This is a genomic window from Lentzea sp. (assembly GCF_036380075.1).
Lineage (GTDB): Bacteria > Actinomycetota > Actinomycetes > Mycobacteriales > Pseudonocardiaceae > Lentzea.
This window is the reverse complement of the sequence record NZ_DASVFL010000086.1, coordinates 1-14,741: the sequence shown is the minus strand read 5'-3', so window position 1 is coordinate 14,741 and position 14,741 is coordinate 1. Positions and strand designations below refer to the sequence as shown.

At 70.6% G+C, this 14,741-nt stretch carries 16 protein-coding genes and 1 pseudogene; 11 read left to right on the top strand and 6 right to left on the bottom strand.

Features of this window, described 5'->3' with window-relative positions:
- A pseudogene (locus tag VF330_RS11095) lies at positions 1-262 on the top strand (IS630 family transposase); the annotation flags it as partial.
- Here VF330_RS11095 and VF330_RS11090 read toward each other — a convergent pair.
- Positions 259-567, bottom strand: coding sequence for a hypothetical protein (locus VF330_RS11090; RefSeq protein WP_330851453.1), 309 nt, complete (start codon positions 565-567; stop codon positions 259-261). The pseudogene VF330_RS11095 and the gene VF330_RS11090 overlap by 4 nt on opposite strands.
- A gap of 15 nt (positions 568-582) precedes the next feature.
- The gene (locus VF330_RS11085) at positions 583-1,155 is read right to left on the bottom strand and encodes a PadR family transcriptional regulator (RefSeq protein ID WP_330851452.1); all 573 of its coding nucleotides are present in this window, start codon (positions 1,153-1,155) and stop codon (positions 583-585) included.
- A 58-nt stretch (positions 1,156-1,213) separates the two neighbouring features.
- On the opposite strand from VF330_RS11085, the gene VF330_RS11080 reads away from it, so the two are divergent.
- The gene (locus VF330_RS11080; protein WP_330851451.1) at positions 1,214-1,618 is read left to right on the top strand and encodes a nuclear transport factor 2 family protein; all 405 of its coding nucleotides are present in this window, start codon (positions 1,214-1,216) and stop codon (positions 1,616-1,618) included.
- Here VF330_RS11080 and VF330_RS11075 read toward each other — a convergent pair.
- Positions 1,589-3,328 (bottom strand): hypothetical protein, encoded by a 1,740-nt coding sequence (locus tag VF330_RS11075; RefSeq protein WP_330851450.1) that lies wholly within the window; start codon positions 3,326-3,328, stop codon positions 1,589-1,591. The two genes, VF330_RS11080 and VF330_RS11075, sit on opposite strands and share 30 nt — an antisense overlap.
- 60 nt (positions 3,329-3,388) lie before the next feature.
- Positions 3,389-4,111 carry a class I SAM-dependent methyltransferase gene (locus tag VF330_RS11070; protein WP_330851449.1) on the bottom strand — a complete coding sequence of 241 codons (723 nt, stop codon included), beginning with the start codon at positions 4,109-4,111 and terminating at the stop codon, positions 3,389-3,391.
- A 40-nt stretch (positions 4,112-4,151) separates the two neighbouring features.
- Here VF330_RS11070 and VF330_RS11065 point away from each other — a divergent pair, with 40 nt between their 5' ends.
- A complete protein-coding gene (locus VF330_RS11065) occupies positions 4,152-4,922 on the top strand; it encodes a DinB family protein (RefSeq protein WP_330851448.1) in 771 nt (256 codons plus the stop codon).
- Here the strand turns inward: VF330_RS11065 and VF330_RS11060 are convergent.
- Complete coding sequence (locus VF330_RS11060; protein WP_330851447.1) at positions 4,909-5,382, bottom strand: nucleotidyltransferase domain-containing protein; 474 nt, start codon at positions 5,380-5,382, stop codon at positions 4,909-4,911. The genes VF330_RS11065 and VF330_RS11060 overlap by 14 nt on opposite strands.
- Before the next feature lie 177 nt (positions 5,383-5,559).
- Between VF330_RS11060 and add the strand changes: the two genes are divergently transcribed.
- The 6 genes from add to VF330_RS11030 all read left to right on the top strand — a co-directional run bounded on the left by add (position 5,560) and on the right by VF330_RS11030 (position 11,181).
- Positions 5,560-6,549, top strand: coding sequence for an adenosine deaminase (gene add / locus VF330_RS11055; protein ID WP_330851446.1), 990 nt, complete (start codon positions 5,560-5,562; stop codon positions 6,547-6,549).
- A 145-nt stretch (positions 6,550-6,694) separates the two neighbouring features.
- On the top strand, positions 6,695-7,564 hold the full coding sequence (locus VF330_RS11050) for an SGNH/GDSL hydrolase family protein (protein ID WP_330851445.1): 870 nt from the start codon (positions 6,695-6,697) through the stop codon (positions 7,562-7,564).
- A gap of 65 nt (positions 7,565-7,629) precedes the next feature.
- Entirely contained in the window at positions 7,630-8,538 is a 909-nt protein-coding gene (locus tag VF330_RS11045) for an AraC family transcriptional regulator (RefSeq protein WP_330851444.1), read from the top strand.
- A gap of 99 nt (positions 8,539-8,637) precedes the next feature.
- Positions 8,638-9,006 carry an STAS domain-containing protein gene (locus tag VF330_RS11040; RefSeq protein ID WP_330851443.1) on the top strand — a complete coding sequence of 123 codons (369 nt, stop codon included), beginning with the start codon at positions 8,638-8,640 and terminating at the stop codon, positions 9,004-9,006.
- Between the two features lie 11 nt (positions 9,007-9,017).
- Positions 9,018-10,283: a tannase/feruloyl esterase family alpha/beta hydrolase gene (locus tag VF330_RS11035; protein WP_330851442.1), complete on the top strand. Its 1,266-nt coding sequence runs from the start codon at positions 9,018-9,020 to the stop codon at positions 10,281-10,283.
- A gap of 400 nt (positions 10,284-10,683) precedes the next feature.
- Positions 10,684-11,181 carry an O-acetyl-ADP-ribose deacetylase gene (locus VF330_RS11030; RefSeq protein WP_330851441.1) on the top strand — a complete coding sequence of 166 codons (498 nt, stop codon included), beginning with the start codon at positions 10,684-10,686 and terminating at the stop codon, positions 11,179-11,181.
- A gap of 15 nt (positions 11,182-11,196) precedes the next feature.
- Here the strand turns inward: VF330_RS11030 and VF330_RS11025 are convergent, their stop codons facing one another.
- The gene (locus tag VF330_RS11025; protein WP_330851440.1) at positions 11,197-12,186 is read right to left on the bottom strand and encodes a LacI family DNA-binding transcriptional regulator; all 990 of its coding nucleotides are present in this window, start codon (positions 12,184-12,186) and stop codon (positions 11,197-11,199) included.
- Positions 12,187-12,313: 127 nt separating this feature from the next.
- Between VF330_RS11025 and VF330_RS11020 the strand changes: the two genes are divergently transcribed.
- Both VF330_RS11020 and VF330_RS11015 read left to right on the top strand, forming a co-directional pair.
- Positions 12,314-13,354: an ABC transporter substrate-binding protein gene (locus VF330_RS11020; protein WP_330851439.1), complete on the top strand. Its 1,041-nt coding sequence runs from the start codon at positions 12,314-12,316 to the stop codon at positions 13,352-13,354.
- Positions 13,344-14,741, top strand: a 1,398-nt coding sequence (locus VF330_RS11015; protein WP_330851438.1) for a sugar ABC transporter ATP-binding protein, incomplete at its 3' end; no start/stop codon positions are given. The genes VF330_RS11020 and VF330_RS11015, both read left to right, overlap by 11 nt.

Here is a 14,741-nt window from a genome sequence, read left to right as displayed (position 1 = left end):
GCGGTGGCTGACCGAACACCCACGCTTGATGCTGATCGAGGGCGCGAAATACAGCCCGCAGGACAACCCCGTCGAACGCATCTGGGCCGGACTCAAACGCCACATCGCCAACACCGCACCCGCCACGATGGCCGGCCGCGTGCGCCAGGCACACGCCTACTTCCGCGACCGCACCACCGAGCAGAACCTCACCACCGCCGCACCCTGGACCAGCCCCTGGCTACCCCAAGGTTTCGGACAAGACTTCTGGCCAGATGCTTAGATGCCTTCGAGGTCGAGCGTCTGCTGGTGCGGGCCGCCGGTGAACGAGCTGCTGAGCAGCCCGGCGCTGCGGCACCGCCCGCACGTCACCGGTGAGGTGGTCGCCTTGAACCGGGTGAAGTCCCAGCTGCCCGTGCCGACGTGGCAGCCGGGGCCCGGCACCTCCAGCCCGAGCCAGCCCTGCAGCCGCACGGCGTGCACGACGTCGGACCCCTCGAGGTAGCCGTTGAGCCGCCCCGCGAACCGGTTGCGCGCTTCCTCCGCGGGCGCGCTGAGTGCCTCCTGCAACAACGAGATGCCGTTCATGACACCGATTCAACCTCACCCGGACGCGTCGAGCCGGGCACCACGCCGCTCCAGCACTGTGAGGCTGCGCGCGCACCACCGCGCGTTGTCCCGTTCGAACAACAGGCCGCGCAGCAGCGTCAGGTACGGCCCGACCCGCTCTGCGGTCGCGAGGAAGTCCTCCTCGGTCCGGCCGTCGAGCAACCGCTCCCGCAGCCGTTCGTAGCGCGCGACCTTCGCCTCCGCCCACTGCCGGCGCTCCCGGATCGACGCCTTGACCGACTCGACGTCGCCCGCGTCCGCCGCCATCACCGCGACCAGCAGCTCGTCCCGGACGGCGGTGGGCCGGTGCTGCTCGGCGGTGAACGCGGTCAGCGCCTCCAGGCCCCTGCCGGTGAGCGAGAACAGGCGCTTGGTCGGCCGGCGCTCCTGCTCGACCGTGCGCGCCTCGACCAGCCCGTCGGCCTCCATCCGGTCCAGCTCGCGGTAGAGCTGCTGCGGGGTGCACGTCCAGAAGTTCGCCACCGACGCGTCGAACGACTTGGCCAGGTCGTACCCGGACGCCTCCCCGTCGAGCAGGGCGGCCATCACGGCGTTGCGCAGCGACATAGCAGCAGGTTACGGTGCCCTGACCTAGTCAACAAGTTGAGTATTCGGGGGTTCCGCCGTGAACGCATTCCGCAAGGCGGTCGAGGCACGCGACACCGAGGCCATGGCGGCCTGCCTGGCCGACGACGTGGTGTTCACGAGTCCCGTCGCGTTCGCGCCGTACCCCGGCAAGCCGATCACCGCCGCCATCCTGCGCGCCGTGCTGCGCGTGTTCGAGAACTTCCGCTACGAGCGCGAGATCGTCGACGGCGAGAACCACGCGCTGGTGTTCCGCACCGAGGTGGGCGGCAAGGAGATCCAGGGCTGCGACTTCCTGCACCTGAACGCCGACGGGCTGATCTACCAGTTCACCGTGATGGTGCGCCCGCTGTCCGGCGCCCAGGCGCTGTCGGAGGCCATGGCTGCCCAGTTCGACCGGATCAAGGCCGAAGCGCTAGAGGCGCTGGACTCCCAGCGCGACTAGCGCCAGGTCGAGGTTGCCCAGCCCCTGCAACGCCCGCCCGCGCCCGGTCTGCGCGTCCAGCTCCACGATGGCGGTGTTGCGCTGGTCGTCGGCCGACATCGTCTTCAACGCCGCGTCGTCGCGGATTCCGGTCTCCCGCAGGAACACCATGACCGCGCCGACGCCGGCGAGGTCGGCGTCGGTGTAGGCCTGGTAGTTCGTCTGGTTGCTGAGCGACGTCATCACGACGATCAATGTGTTGCGCATGTCGTCGCGCGACATGGTGTTGAGTTGGTGCTGCGTGCGGAACCGGCCGAGCAGCAGCACGCCGCGGACGAAGAAGCTGACCTCGCCGGGCCGCTGTCCCCGCGTCGCGAGGTCGCTGCCGAGCGCGATCTGGGCCAGCTGCAGGTTCGTGAAGCCCTGCAACGCCTGGCCGGCACCGGTCTGCGCGTCGAGCTCGACGATGGCGGTGTTGCGCTGGTCGTCAGACGACATCTGCCTCAACGCGGCGTCGTCACGCAATCCGTTGCGGCGCAGGAAGACCATCACGGCGCCCATGCCCGCGAGCGTGTCGTCGTCGTAGCGCTGGTAGTCGTTCTGGTTGCTGTGCGCGGTCATCTCGACGATCAGCGTGTTGCGCATGTCGTCGCGCGACATGGCGTTCAGCTCGTGCTGGGTGCGGAACCCGCCCGCCAGCAGCACACCGCGGATCGGGAACGACACCACCGACCCCGCGCGCACCTCGACGTCGACGAAGTCGCGTCCCGACCCGGTGAGCCGCAACGCGAAGTCGCCGGCGGGACAGGCCCAGTCGGTGGTGCCGGTCCGCGCCACGCCCTCGTACGCGATCCGGCCCTCGGGGGCGCGCTGGTGCACGACCAGGCCCTGGGGGTTGACCGCCGCGTCGTAGCCGCGGCGCTGGCGCAGCTCGACGAAGAACGTGCGGCCGTCGTGGCGCTGGGACGGCACGGCGATCAGCACGGGCCTGCCCGGTTGCGGCGAGTCGTAGTTGAGCGCGTACAGCCGGACGCTGACCGGCAGCGAGCGGACGTTCACCACGGACGAGCTGTCGCGGAACGCCTGTTCGCGGTGCAGGTGCGCGGCGGGCAGCAGCGGGCCGACGACCAGGTTCGCCGGCTTGCCGAGGAACGGCGCCTGCCGGTTCGGCGCCCCGTCGGGCAGCCTCGGGTCGGTGGCGCGCAGGAAGCTCGGCTGTCCCAGCACCGTCGAGCCGTAGACGCGGGCGCTCATCATCGAGTAGGGCGAGCCGTACTCCGTCTTGCCGTCGGAGCCCAGCTCGTGGCTGAGGCCGTAGCTGTGCCCGAGCTCCTGGCAGGCCGCGTCGAACGGCGTGACGGAGTCGACCACGCTGACCGCGATCTCCTTCTCGCCACCGGGCACCGGCACGGACACCGAACCGCCGCCCCACCACCCGGTGGGCTGCGCGAGCCAGATGAGCAGGATGTCCGTGGCCGCCCAGTCGACGTGCGTGGCGGCCTTCACGACGGCCTCGTGCAGCGCGCCGCGCCGGTCGTTGGCCACGAAGCCGGGGTGGGGGATCTGGACCGGGTCGTGGACCTGGCTGCTGACGTCGAAGTGGCCGCGCGACGAGCGCCACCAGAAGTCACCGAGGCCGAAGTCGATGCCCGGCCTCATCCAGTTCTCGAACTGCTCGCGCGACCAGACCGGGTCCGCGGCCGCGTACCGCACCGGAACGACTGCGATCATCGTCGCCTCCTCCGTGCCGCCAGGGTGGACACAGAGGAACTCGGTCGCGGTCCATGAACGTTACGCGGCTTTCTCGTACACGCTCACGTGCCGCGTGCTGTCCGCCGCGAACGGCTCGTCCTGCCAGCCGCCCCACCGCTCGCGCAGCCGCAGCCCCGCGATTCGCGCCATGAGGTCGAACTCCGACGGGTAGGTCAGCCGCTGCCGGATCGGGCCGAACCGGATGCCGTCCGCGCTGATCTCGACGTGGTTCTCGTCGAGCACCTGGGTGACGGGGTCGTAGCGGTTGACGTCGAGGCCGACGCGGTCGAGCTCCATCCACTCCACGTCGACGAACTGGTTGCGCGCCCGCGCCGCCCAGCTCGGCAGGCCGCACTCGACCACGAACACCCCGCCGGGAGCGAGGTGCCGCGCCGCGTTCTCGAAGCACCGCACCTGGTCGTCCTGGGTGAGCAGGTTGGTGATGGTGTTGTAGACCAGGTACACCGACGAGTACGTGCGCCCGGTGCCCACAGTGGACATGTCACCCATCGTGACGTCGATGTCGGCGCCACCGGGTTTCTCCCGCATCCGCGCGACCATGTCGGGGGAGAGCTCGATGCCGTCCACCGCCACGCCGGCTTCCCTCAAGGGCAACGCGACGCGGCCGGTGCCGATCGCCAGTTCCAGCGCGTCCGCGCCGAACCGCGCGAGGAACCGCACCGTCTCGTCCTCGTCGCCGCGGGGCTGGTTGTCGTAGTTCCTCGCCGTCTCGGGACCGAAACTCGGGTTGAATCCCTTCACCTGCCCCACGCTAACCAGCGTGCCAACTAGTTTTACGCGCATGGACTTCATCGGGCAGGACCTGAGCGGCTCCCGCTTCGAGCGGGTGAAGCTGGGCGGGGCGACGTTCCGCGCCGTGTCCATGCAGGACACGGTGTTCCGCGGCGTCTGGATGAACCGCGTCGTGATGCGCGGCGTCGAGATGGCCGACGTCGACATCCACGGCGAGATCGGCACACTGACGGTCAACGGCGTGGACATCGGCCCGTACGTCGAGGCTGAGCTGAACCGCCGCCACCCGGAGCGCGCCAAGATGCGGCCCACGGACCCGGAGGGGTTCCGCGAGGCGTGGGCGACGCTCGAACGCCTGTGGGCGGGCACCGTCGACCGCGCCCGCGGCCTCGACCCCGAGCTGCTGCACGAGTCGGTGGACGGCGAGTGGTCGTTCATCGAGACGTTGCGCCACCTGCTGTTCGCGACGGACGCGTGGATCCGCCGCGTGATCCAGGGCGAGCCGTCGCCGTGGCACCCGCTCGACCTGCCGTGGGACGAAATGCGCGACACACCGGGCATTCCGCGCGACCGCGACGCACGCCCGTCGCTCGACGAGGTGCTCGAACTGCGGCACGACCGGATGGCGGGCGTCCGCGCGTTGCTGGCCGGCGTCACCGCGGAGCAGCTGGCGTCGGACACGAAGCCGGTGGCCGACTCCGGCGGCTGGCCGGAGGCGCAGAGCTACCCGCTCGGCGAGGTCGTGCTCGGCGTCTTCACCGAGGAGTGGGAGCACCGCCTCTACGCCGAACGCGACCTCGACGCGCTCAGCCGGAGGTGAGGTCGCCGAGCAGCGCCAGGTCGTGCAGGTCTCGTTCGCGCGGCTCGTACCCCTGGTGGAAGCGCAGCTGCTGGTCCCTCGACAGGCACGGCACGCTCGTCCCGAGGACCGTGCCGGTGACGAAGCACGAGGCCGGGTAGCGGAACGGCTCACCGGGCGTGAGCGAGGACTGCTCCGCGCTGCCGTCCTCGGCGAACCGCAGCGGGTGCAGATCGATCTCGCGGCCGCCGGGGCCGGTGAGCACGAACCGCACCGGCCGCCACGACAGGGTCTCGACGAACCCGAGCTCCGCCAGCTTCGCGAGGATCCGCGGTTCGTGCTCCTCGCGGTGCACGAGGTCGAGGTCGGCGTGCGGCCTGGTCTGCCTGCCCACCAGCGCGTCGACGCCCCAGCCGCCACCGACCCAGACGCCGTCGCCGGCCAGCACCCGCAAGATCTCCAGCACGTCCTCCGCGGTCACGCGCCCAGCAAAGCAGCCGAGCGCCCGTCCGGTCACGCCGTTTCCTGCTACGTTCGGGCGCGTGCCGGACTTCAAGCTGCCGCTCTACGGCGCTGACACCGAACGCGGCGACCTCGCTCCCTGAGTCGCCCCGTTCCTCTCCGACACCTCGTTCCCACCCCCACAGGGAGCTTCGCCATGCGTTCGTTCATCCACGCCCTGCCCAAGGTCGAGCTGCACGTCCACCTCGTCGGCTCGGCCGGCGTCGACACCGTCCTGGAACTGGCCCGGCGCCACCCCGGGTCGGGTGTGCCGGCCGACCGCGACGAGCTGGAGCGCTTCTACGCGTTCCGGGACTTCGACCACTTCCTGAAGGTCTACTGGGCGGTCCAGTCGATGCTGGAGGACCGCCACGACATCCACGCGCTGGTCGTCGGCCTGGCGCGGGATCTCGCGGCGCAGAACGTGCGCTACGCCGAGGTCACCGTGACGCCGTACAACCACGTCACGGACGGCATGCCCGCCGACGAGGTCTTCGCCGGGCTGGAGTCCGGCCGCGCGGAGGCCACCGCCCTGGGCGTGGACCTGGCCTGGTGCTTCGACATCCCCGGCGAGAAGGGGCTGAAGGCGGGCAGGGAGACGCTGGCGTTCGCGCTGAGCCTGCCCGAGGGCCTGGTGTCGTTCGGCCTCGGCGGCCCGGAAGTGGGCGTCGGCCGGGCGCAGTTCGCGCCGTTCTTCGCCGCCGCGCGGGAAGCGGGGCTGCACAGCGTTCCGCACGCGGGGGAGACCTCGGGGCCGGAGACGATCTGGTCGGCGTTGCGCGACCTGCGGGCCGAGCGGATCGGGCACGGCACGAGCTGCGCGCAGGACCCGGCGCTGCTGGAACACCTGGCGCTCAAGGGGATTCCGCTGGAGGTGTGCCCGACGTCCAACGTCCGCACGCGGCAGGTGGCCTCGATCGAGGCGCACCCGGTGCGGCGGATGCTCGACGCCGGGGTGGTCGTCACGCTCAACACCGACGACCCGCCGTTCTTCGGTGCCACGCTGGAGGGCGAGTACCTGGCCGTGGCCACCGCGTCGGGGCTCGGGCGCGCGGACGTCGCGCGGCTGGCGGAGAACGCCGTGCTCGCGTCGTTCCTGCCGAACGCGCGCAAAACGGTGCTGCTGCGGGAGATCGCCGCGATGTGAGATGTGGGTCCATTCGCCACCGAAGTTCGGCCGCCGTCGCGCCTGGTGAGCGCGTTGTCATTCCGCATGCATCTCGTTTGGTGGCAAGCGATGCGCGCGTTCGGGCACAGTGGAGTGAGGGCGCAACATCAACAGGGGGATTTCCGTGAAGAGAACTATCGGTGTGCTGGCTGCTGTGGTGGCCGCTCTGGGGATCACCGCACCGGCTCAGGCCTCGTACTCGACCTCGCTCGTGCTGCTCGGCGACTCCTACGCGTCGGGCACCGGAGCGGGCGACTACCAGGAGGGCACGGCAGGAAATTGCTGGCGCAGCACCAACTCCTACGGCGAACAGGTGGCGGCCCGCCTGCGCGCGGCGGGCCGGCTCACCTCGGTGACGAACGCCAGCTGCAGCGGCGCCGGCACCGCGGACCTGTCCGTCCCGTTCAAGGACCGCCCGGCCCAGTTGGACGCGCTGAAGCCGGACACGAACCTGGTGCTGCTCACCATCGGCACCAACGACATCGACTACGCCTCCTACGGCAGCACGTGCGTGCTGGGCGACTGCACGGGCGCGCCGACCGAGGCGATCCTGGCGAAGCTGCCGCAGATGGGCAGCAACGTCACCGCCCTGCTCACCGAGATCGACCGCCGCAGCCCGGACGCGCGCATCGTCGTGGTGGGCTACGGCCGCCAGGTGTCCACTTCGGACAACCCGCCCGGCACCACCCTCGACCCGATCTGCGGCGACGGCCTGCTGACCACCGCGGAACGCGTGGAGGGCAACAGGGTCACCGACGGCATCGACGCCACCCTGCGCGAGGCCGTGACGGCCGCCCGCCGGGCCGGTGCGTTCGCCACGTACGCCAGCCCGTTCTCCCGCCCGGAGACGTTCGACGGCCACGCGCTCTGCGAGGCGGGGACGCCGTTCCTGCGCGGGTTCGACGCGCTGGCTCCCAGGCAGGAGGGCGTCGAGGCGGTGTTCCACCCGAACGTGGCGGGGCAGACGGCTCTGGCGTCGCTCGTGCGGGCCTGACGTACCGGCGGAATCGCCCGTCCTGGCGGTGGACACCGCCGGGACGGGCGAGGATCGTGCACCGCGTGGAACGGGTCGTCGAGGTGAGCGACTTGGACGCGGCGCGCGAGGTGCTGAACGCGGCCTACGCGCGTCTGCGGTTCAGCAGGGGTGACCGGAGCGCGTCGCTGCGGCTCGCGTCCCAGACGCTCGGGCCGGTCCGGTTCGACCGGCTGGGCGGCCACATCGGGTTCGAGGCCGCCGGTGAGCCGATCAGCGACTACGTCTTCGGCCACCTGGCGTCCGGCAGGATCCGGTACAGCTCGGACGGCGAGGACCGGTTCGTGGAGGCCGGGGACGCGTTCCTGTCCGTGCCGCCCGGCCGTCCGTTCACCGCGGGCACCGAGAACCCGCAGGCGTCGATGGTCGTGTTCGGCCAGGCTCTGGTGGACGAGATCGCGGACGACGTCCGGTTCGTCGGCTGCCGCCCTCTCTCGTCACGCGCCGCTGCTGCGTGGCAGGCCGTGTGCGTGCAACTGTGTGACGAAGTTTTGCCGGCATTCGAAGGCAACCGACTCGTCATGGCCAACGCGACGCATCTGCTCGTGGCTACGACGTTGGCCACGTTCCCGAACAGCACGCTCTCCGGCTCAACGGCCTCGGATCGCAGCGACGCGCACCCTCGGACGCTAAGGCGTGCCATAGCTTTCATCGAGAGCAACGCCGCCGAAGACCTCACAGCAGCGGACATCGCACGCGCCGCACGGGTCTCCATCAGGGCGATCCAGCTGGCGTTTCGCCGCCACCTCGACACGACGCCGATGGCGTACGTCCGTCGCGTGCGGTTGTCGTGTGCGCACGACGACCTGTGTGCTGCGAACGGGTCAGTCACGACGATCGCCGCGCGTTGGGGTTACGCCCGTCCGAGTGTCTTCGCGGCTCACTACCGCGCGGCCTACGGTGTGCCGCCGTCGCAGACCCTGCGGTCGGGCTGAGGCACTTCGTTTTCGCGGCCGCGGATTCGTTCCCGCTGCTATCGGCCGGTTGTCGAGCTGCGGTGGAGTGGTGGCCCGCTCTCCGATGTGAGGTGGCCGATGACCGCCTGCGAGACCAGCCCGTTCGCCGTGCGGACGGAACACCGCGGCACCCGGTTCGTCGCCACCTGCCGGGGCGAGGTGGACGTGACGACCTGCGAGCTGCTCTTCGCCGCCGTGCTGCCCGGCCTCACCGACCCGGCGACCACCGAGGTGTCCGTCGACCTCGCCGAGGTGACGTTCCTGTCGGCGAGCGGCCTGCGCAGCCTCCTGCTCCTGCTGTGCGCCGCGCACCACAGCGGCAGGACGTTCGACCTCCGCCACGTCCAGCCGCAGGTGCGCCGCGTGCTGGACCTGTTCGGCTTCACCACCTTCAAGGCGGGCCTTGTGTGGGAGGCAACCATGTCGCCCCGGAGCCGCCGTCACTAGCTTGACCAGCTATGTTGCTCCCGCTGGTCCTCGTCCTCGCGCTGGCCCCGCCCGTCTCGGCGATGACGGTCCCCGGCGCCGAACATCAGCAGCTCGCCCGCCTCGCCGACCTCACCACCACCGGCACCGCGGTGACCGGCCACACCGACCCGGCCGACTGGGCGGGCCTCACGAGCGCGCAGCTGCCCGTCCCGGACCCGGTCGCCGGCATCCAGGTCGACGGCTACTTCCCGGACACGTCCCGCACCAACACCAACCACGGCTGGCACGACTCGCAGTTCGTCGTCCGCCTCCCGGACCGCTGGAACGGCGGCCTCGTCGTGACCGGCGCACCGGGCGTGCGCGAGCAGTACGCCAACGACCGGGCCATCTCCGACTGGGTCCTGTCCCGCGGCTACGCCTTCGCCGCCACCGACAAGGGCAACACCGGCGCGCAGTTCTACCGCGACGGCCGCGCGATGGAGGAGTGGAACCAGCGCTTCACGCAGCTCACCGTCGCGGCGAAGTCCGTTGTCCGCCAACGCTACGGCCGCGCCCCGAGCCGCACGATCGCCACCGGCATCTCCAACGGCGGCTACCTCGTCCGCTGGCAGCTGGAGAACCGCCCGCACCTCTACGACGGCGGCGTCGACTGGGAGGGGACGCTGTGGACGGTCGACGGCCCGAACCCGCTGACGTTCCTGCCGCCGGTCCTGCGCGCGTACCCGGCCTATCTGGCAGGTGACCCCGCGGCGCACGCGCAGATGGTCGCGGCGGGTTTCCCGGCCGGCACGGAGTTCCTCTGGGACTACCACTACCGCTACTACTGGGACCTGACCCAGCGCATCTACCGCGAGGAGTTCGACCCGGGGTTCGACGGCGCACTCGAAGCCGGAATCCCGTTCTGTGCCTCGGGAACCGCGTCGTGCGACGCGGACTACTCGTACGCCGCACGACGTCGCATCGCCGGCCCGCCGGTCTCGCGCGTCGACCTGACGGGCAAGGTGAGGAAGCCGCTGATCACCGTGCACGGCACGGCCGACGTGCTGCTGCCGATCAGCCAGGACTCGGACGTGTACGCGGCGATGACGCCCGACCGGTTGCACCGCTACTACCGGGTGGAGCAGGGCACGCACGTGGACGGGCTGGTCGACGCCTACCCGGACCGGCTGCGGCCGCTCGCGCCGTGCCACCGGTCGGCGTTCGTGGCGCTGGAACGCTGGCTGGACGGGGTGACGCCGCCCGCCTCGGCCACGCTGGCGCGGCCGGCCAACGTCCAGACCTGCCCGCTGGGGTGATTCGCGGAGGGGCGCGGACCCCGCCCACCCAGGGGGCTGACCACCCCGACCCACCGAACGCGACTTTAGCGTCGCGCCCCGCCTGTCAAGCCCCCGCCGCGACGATCTGTGGACAACCCGGCCACGACCGTCCAGGTGGACCAGCCTGTCCACAGATCGCCGAACGGTGGGTTGACAGCCGCGAGTCGCCGCTATGGTGAGTGGAGGTCGGCGGTCTGCCCCCAGGGTGGGCGGGGCCTGTGCCGCGCTCGTTGATCACGTGCACCCGCGGACCCGGTCGGCGTTCGTGGCGCTGGAACGCTGGCTGGACGGGGTGACGCCGCCCGCCTCGGCGACGCTGGCGCGGCCGGCCGACGTCCAGACCTGCCCGCTGGGGTGACGACGTGGTGGAATCGAGGGCGTGACCACCATCGAGCACGTCCTCGGCGACATCACGAACCAGAACGTCGACGTGATCGTCAACGCCGCCAACTCGTCCCTGCTGGGCGGCGGGGGAGTGGACGGCGCGATCCACCGCAAGGGCGGGCCGGAGATCCTCGCCGCGTGCCGGGAGTTGCGGGCGGGCCACTACGGCGGTGGCCTCAGGACGGGCCAGGCCGTCGCCACGACCGCGGGCAGGCTCGCCGCGCGCTGGGTCGTGCACACCGTCGGCCCGGTCTGGTCGGACACCGAGGACCGCTCGGGGCTCCTCGCCGACTGCCACCGCAACTCGCTGAAGGTCGCGGCGGAGCTCGGGGCCACCAGCATCGCGTTCCCGGCCATCTCCACCGGCATCTACCGCTGGCCCGTCGACAGCGCCGCCAAGATCGCCCGCACGGCGGTCGAGGACGCCGAGATCGACCTGATCCGGTTCGTCCTGTTCGACCAGGCGACCTACGACGCGTTCACGCGCCCGTAGTCCCGCCGTCGAACGTCACCGGACCACCGTGCTTTCCCTGACCAGCAACGAGAACGGCGTCTCCACGTCCTCCAGCGCGTCGTCCGGCGCGTCCACCCGGCGGTGGAGCAGGTCCACGGCGGCACGGGCGATCGCGCCCTTGTCCGGCGCCACCGACGTCAGCGAGGGCGCGCTGTAAGCGCTCTCCTCGTTGTTGTCGAAGCCGACCACGGCCAGGTCGCCCGGCACGGAGACGGACCGTTCGGCCGCGGTGCGCATCGCGCCGATCGCCAGCAGGTCGTTGAAGCAGAACACCGCGTCCGGAGGGGTCTCCAGGTCCAGCAACGACTTCATGGCCGCGGCGCCTTCCGCGCGGTGGTAGTTCAGCGCGGGCACGACGAGGTCGGACGAGAACGGCAGCGAAGCCTCGGCCAGCGCCGCCCGGTACCCCTCCAGGCGCTGCGCGGCCGTCCCGCGGTGCGGGTGCGCGCCGATCGCGGCGATCCGCTTGCAGCCCAACGAGATCAGGTGCCGGACGGCGGTCTGCGCGGCCGCCACGTTGTCGATGCCGACACGGGAGATCGGCACGTCGACGGCGTGTTCACCGAGCAGCACGGCCGGCACGGACAGCTGGAAGTCGTCGTCCTGCAGGGCTTCCGGGCTGAGGATGGCGGCGTCGACCAGGTGCGGGCCGAGGGACGCCAGCGCCGCGCGCTCACCGGCCAGGGTGCCGAAGGTCTGCTCGATGAGCACGTTCCACTCGAACTCCTGCGCGGCGGCGATCACCAGGCCCGCCAGCTCGGCGAAGTAGGGGATCGACAGCTCGGGCAGGACCAGGGCGATGAAGCCCGTGCGGCCGCGGCGCAGGTTGCGTGCGCCGAGGTTCGGGCGGTAGCCCGTCGCCTCCAGCGCCTCCTCGACGCGGCGGCGGTTGTCCGGTTTCACGAACGAGTAGCCGTTGACCACGTTCGACACGGTCTTGACCGACACGCCCGCCAGCCGGGCGACGTCCTTGAGCGTGGCCAACCGAACCTCCAGGAAAAAGTACCGGGAATCATACCGGGACGGTCTCGGGTCTTTACATCGTTGGAACAACGATGCAAATCTAGCGCCTGAGAGCGCCACCACGTACAGCCCCGTGTAGGAGCCAAAGATGTCTCGCATCCTGCTCGTCGCAGTCGCCGCCCTGCTCGTGACCGGTTGCACTGCGAGAGAGAGCCAACAGACCGCCACCAGCGGCGGGCCTGCCGCGAGTGCCGCGCAGAGCCAGAGCGCGGGCCCCGGCTGCGCTCGGAGCAAGACCGGATACCCGCAGGTCGACCTCAAGGGGGCGGTCGTGGGCTTCTCCCAGTCGGAGAAGGAGGCCAACCCGTTCCGCATCGCGGAGACGCAGTCGATCAAGGACGAGGCCGCGAAGCGGGGCGCCGAACTGCTGGTCACCAACGCGCAGAGCGACCTGAACAAGCAGATCAGCGACATCAAGTCGCTGCTCGACCGCGGCGCGAAGCTGCTGGTCGTGGCGCCGCTGAACTCCGACGGCCTGCAGCCCGCGTTCGACGCCGCCAAGGCCAAGCAGGTGCCCGTCGTGACGATCGACCGCAAGGTCACGTCGCAGCCGTGCACGGACTACCTGACGTTCATCGGCTCGGACTTCGTCGAGCAGGGCAAGCGCGCCGCCCAGCAGATGATCAAGGCCACCGGCGGGAACGGCAAGGTCGCCATCCTGCTCGGCGCCTCGGGCAACAACGTCACCACCGACCGCACCAAGGGCTTCAAGGACGGCATCGCCGGCACTCCCGGCCTGACCGTCGTGGCCGAGCAGACCGGTGAGTTCGACAGGTCCAAGGGCCAGGCCGTGATGGAGCAGCTCATCCAGAGCAACCCCGACATCACCGCCGTCTACGCCGAGAACGACGAGATGGGCCTCGGCGCCGTCACCGCCCTCAAGGCCGCGAACAAGCAGCCCGGCAAGGACATCAAGATCGTGTCGGTCGACGGCACCCGCAACGCCGTGCAGCTCGTCGCGGACGGCAGCTACACCGCGGTCGTCGAGTCCAACCCGCGCTTCGGCCCGCTCGCGTTCGACACGCTGGAGAAGTTCGGCAAGGGCGACGAGATCCCGGCGAACATCGTGATCGCGGACGACGAGTACGACTCGGCGAACGCCGCGCAGAAGCTCGCCAATGCCTACTGATCCGGTGATCGAGGTCGCCGGCGTCACGAAGACCTTCGCCGGCGTCCACGCGCTCAGCGACGTGGACTTCACCCTGCACAGGGGCGAGATCCACGCGCTGGTCGGCGAGAACGGCGCCGGCAAGTCGACGCTGATCAAGGTTCTGACCGGCATCCACACCCCGGATGCCGGTCGGATCCGGCGCGACGGCCGGATCTCCACGATCTACCAGGAGGTCAACCTCGTCCCCCTGATGAGCGTGTCCGCGAACCTGTTCCTGGGCCGCGAACCGCGCACCAGGTTCGGGTTGGTCGACCGCCCCCGCCGCGACGCCGAGGCCGCCGAGGTGCTCAAGAGCTACGGCATCACGGCGGACGTGCGGCGCCCGCTCGGCGAGCTCGCCGTCGGCGAGCAGCAGATGGTGGCCCTCGCGAGGGCCGTCGCGGCGGACGCGGACGTCGTGATCATGGACGAGCCCACGTCGTCGCTGGAGCCGCGGGAGGTGGAGACCCTGCTCGGCGTCGTCGACAAGCTCCACGACAACGGCATCGCGATCATCTACGTGAGCCACCGGATGGACGAGCTGTACCGGATCTGCGACACGGTCACGGTGCTGCGCGACGGCCGGAACGTCCACAGCGGACCGTTGCGGGACCTCCCGCGCATCGAGCTGGTGTCGCTGATGCTCGGCCGGTCGGTCGGCGAGATCCAGAAGCACGGCACCACGGCGTTCGGCGAGGGCCACCAGGCCGACACCCAGCCCGTGCTCGAGGCCGTCGGCCTGACCAGCAAACCCCGCATCAACGGCGTCAGCGTCTCGATCCGGCCCGGCGAGGTGGTGGGCCTCGCCGGGCTGCTCGGCTCCGGCCGCACGGAGACCGCGAAGGCGATCATCGGCGCGCTGCCGCTCGACGGCGGCACCGTGCTGGTGGCGGGCAAAGCCGTGCCGCACAGCGTGAAGGGGTCCACGAGGGCGGGCATCAGCATGCTCTCCGAGGACCGCAAGACCGAGGGGATCATCCCGAACCTCTCCGTGCGGGAGAACATCGTGCTGGCCGCGCTGCCCAGGCTGAGCAGGTTCGGCGTCACCAGCCGGTCCAGACAGGACCGGATCGTCGACACGTTCGTGAAACGCCTGCGCATCAAGGTGTCCAGCCCCGAGCAGAAGGTTTCGGAACTGTCCGGCGGCAACCAGCAGAAGGTGCTGCTGGCCCGCTGGCTGTGCACCGAACCGAAGATCCTGCTCCTCGACGAACCGACGCGCGGCATCGACGTCGGCGCCAAGGCCGAGGTGCAGGCGCTGATCGACGAGCTCGCGCGGGAAGGCCTGGCGGTGCTGCTGATCAGTTCCGAACTGGACGAGCTGCTCGACGGCGCGGACCGGCTCGTCGTCCTGCGGGACGGGTCC

Bases quoted from the DNA above. Each gene is read 5' to 3' on its own strand.
- VF330_RS11090 (WP_330851453.1), bottom strand. From the start codon at position 567: ATGAACGGCATCTCGTTGTTGCAGGAGGCACTCAGCGCGCCCGCGGAG.
- VF330_RS11085 (WP_330851452.1), bottom strand. From the start codon at position 1,155: ATGTCGCTGCGCAACGCCGTGATGGCCGCCCTGCTCGACGGGGAGGCG.
- VF330_RS11075 (WP_330851450.1), bottom strand. From the start codon at position 3,328: ATGATCGCAGTCGTTCCGGTGCGGTACGCGGCCGCGGACCCGGTCTGG.
- VF330_RS11065 (WP_330851448.1), top strand. From the start codon at position 4,152: ATGGACTTCATCGGGCAGGACCTGAGCGGCTCCCGCTTCGAGCGGGTG.
- add (WP_330851446.1), top strand. From the start codon at position 5,560: ATGCGTTCGTTCATCCACGCCCTGCCCAAGGTCGAGCTGCACGTCCAC.
- VF330_RS11040 (WP_330851443.1), top strand. From the start codon at position 8,638: ATGACCGCCTGCGAGACCAGCCCGTTCGCCGTGCGGACGGAACACCGC.
- VF330_RS11035 (WP_330851442.1), top strand. From the start codon at position 9,018: ATGTTGCTCCCGCTGGTCCTCGTCCTCGCGCTGGCCCCGCCCGTCTCG.
- VF330_RS11020 (WP_330851439.1), top strand. From the start codon at position 12,314: ATGTCTCGCATCCTGCTCGTCGCAGTCGCCGCCCTGCTCGTGACCGGT.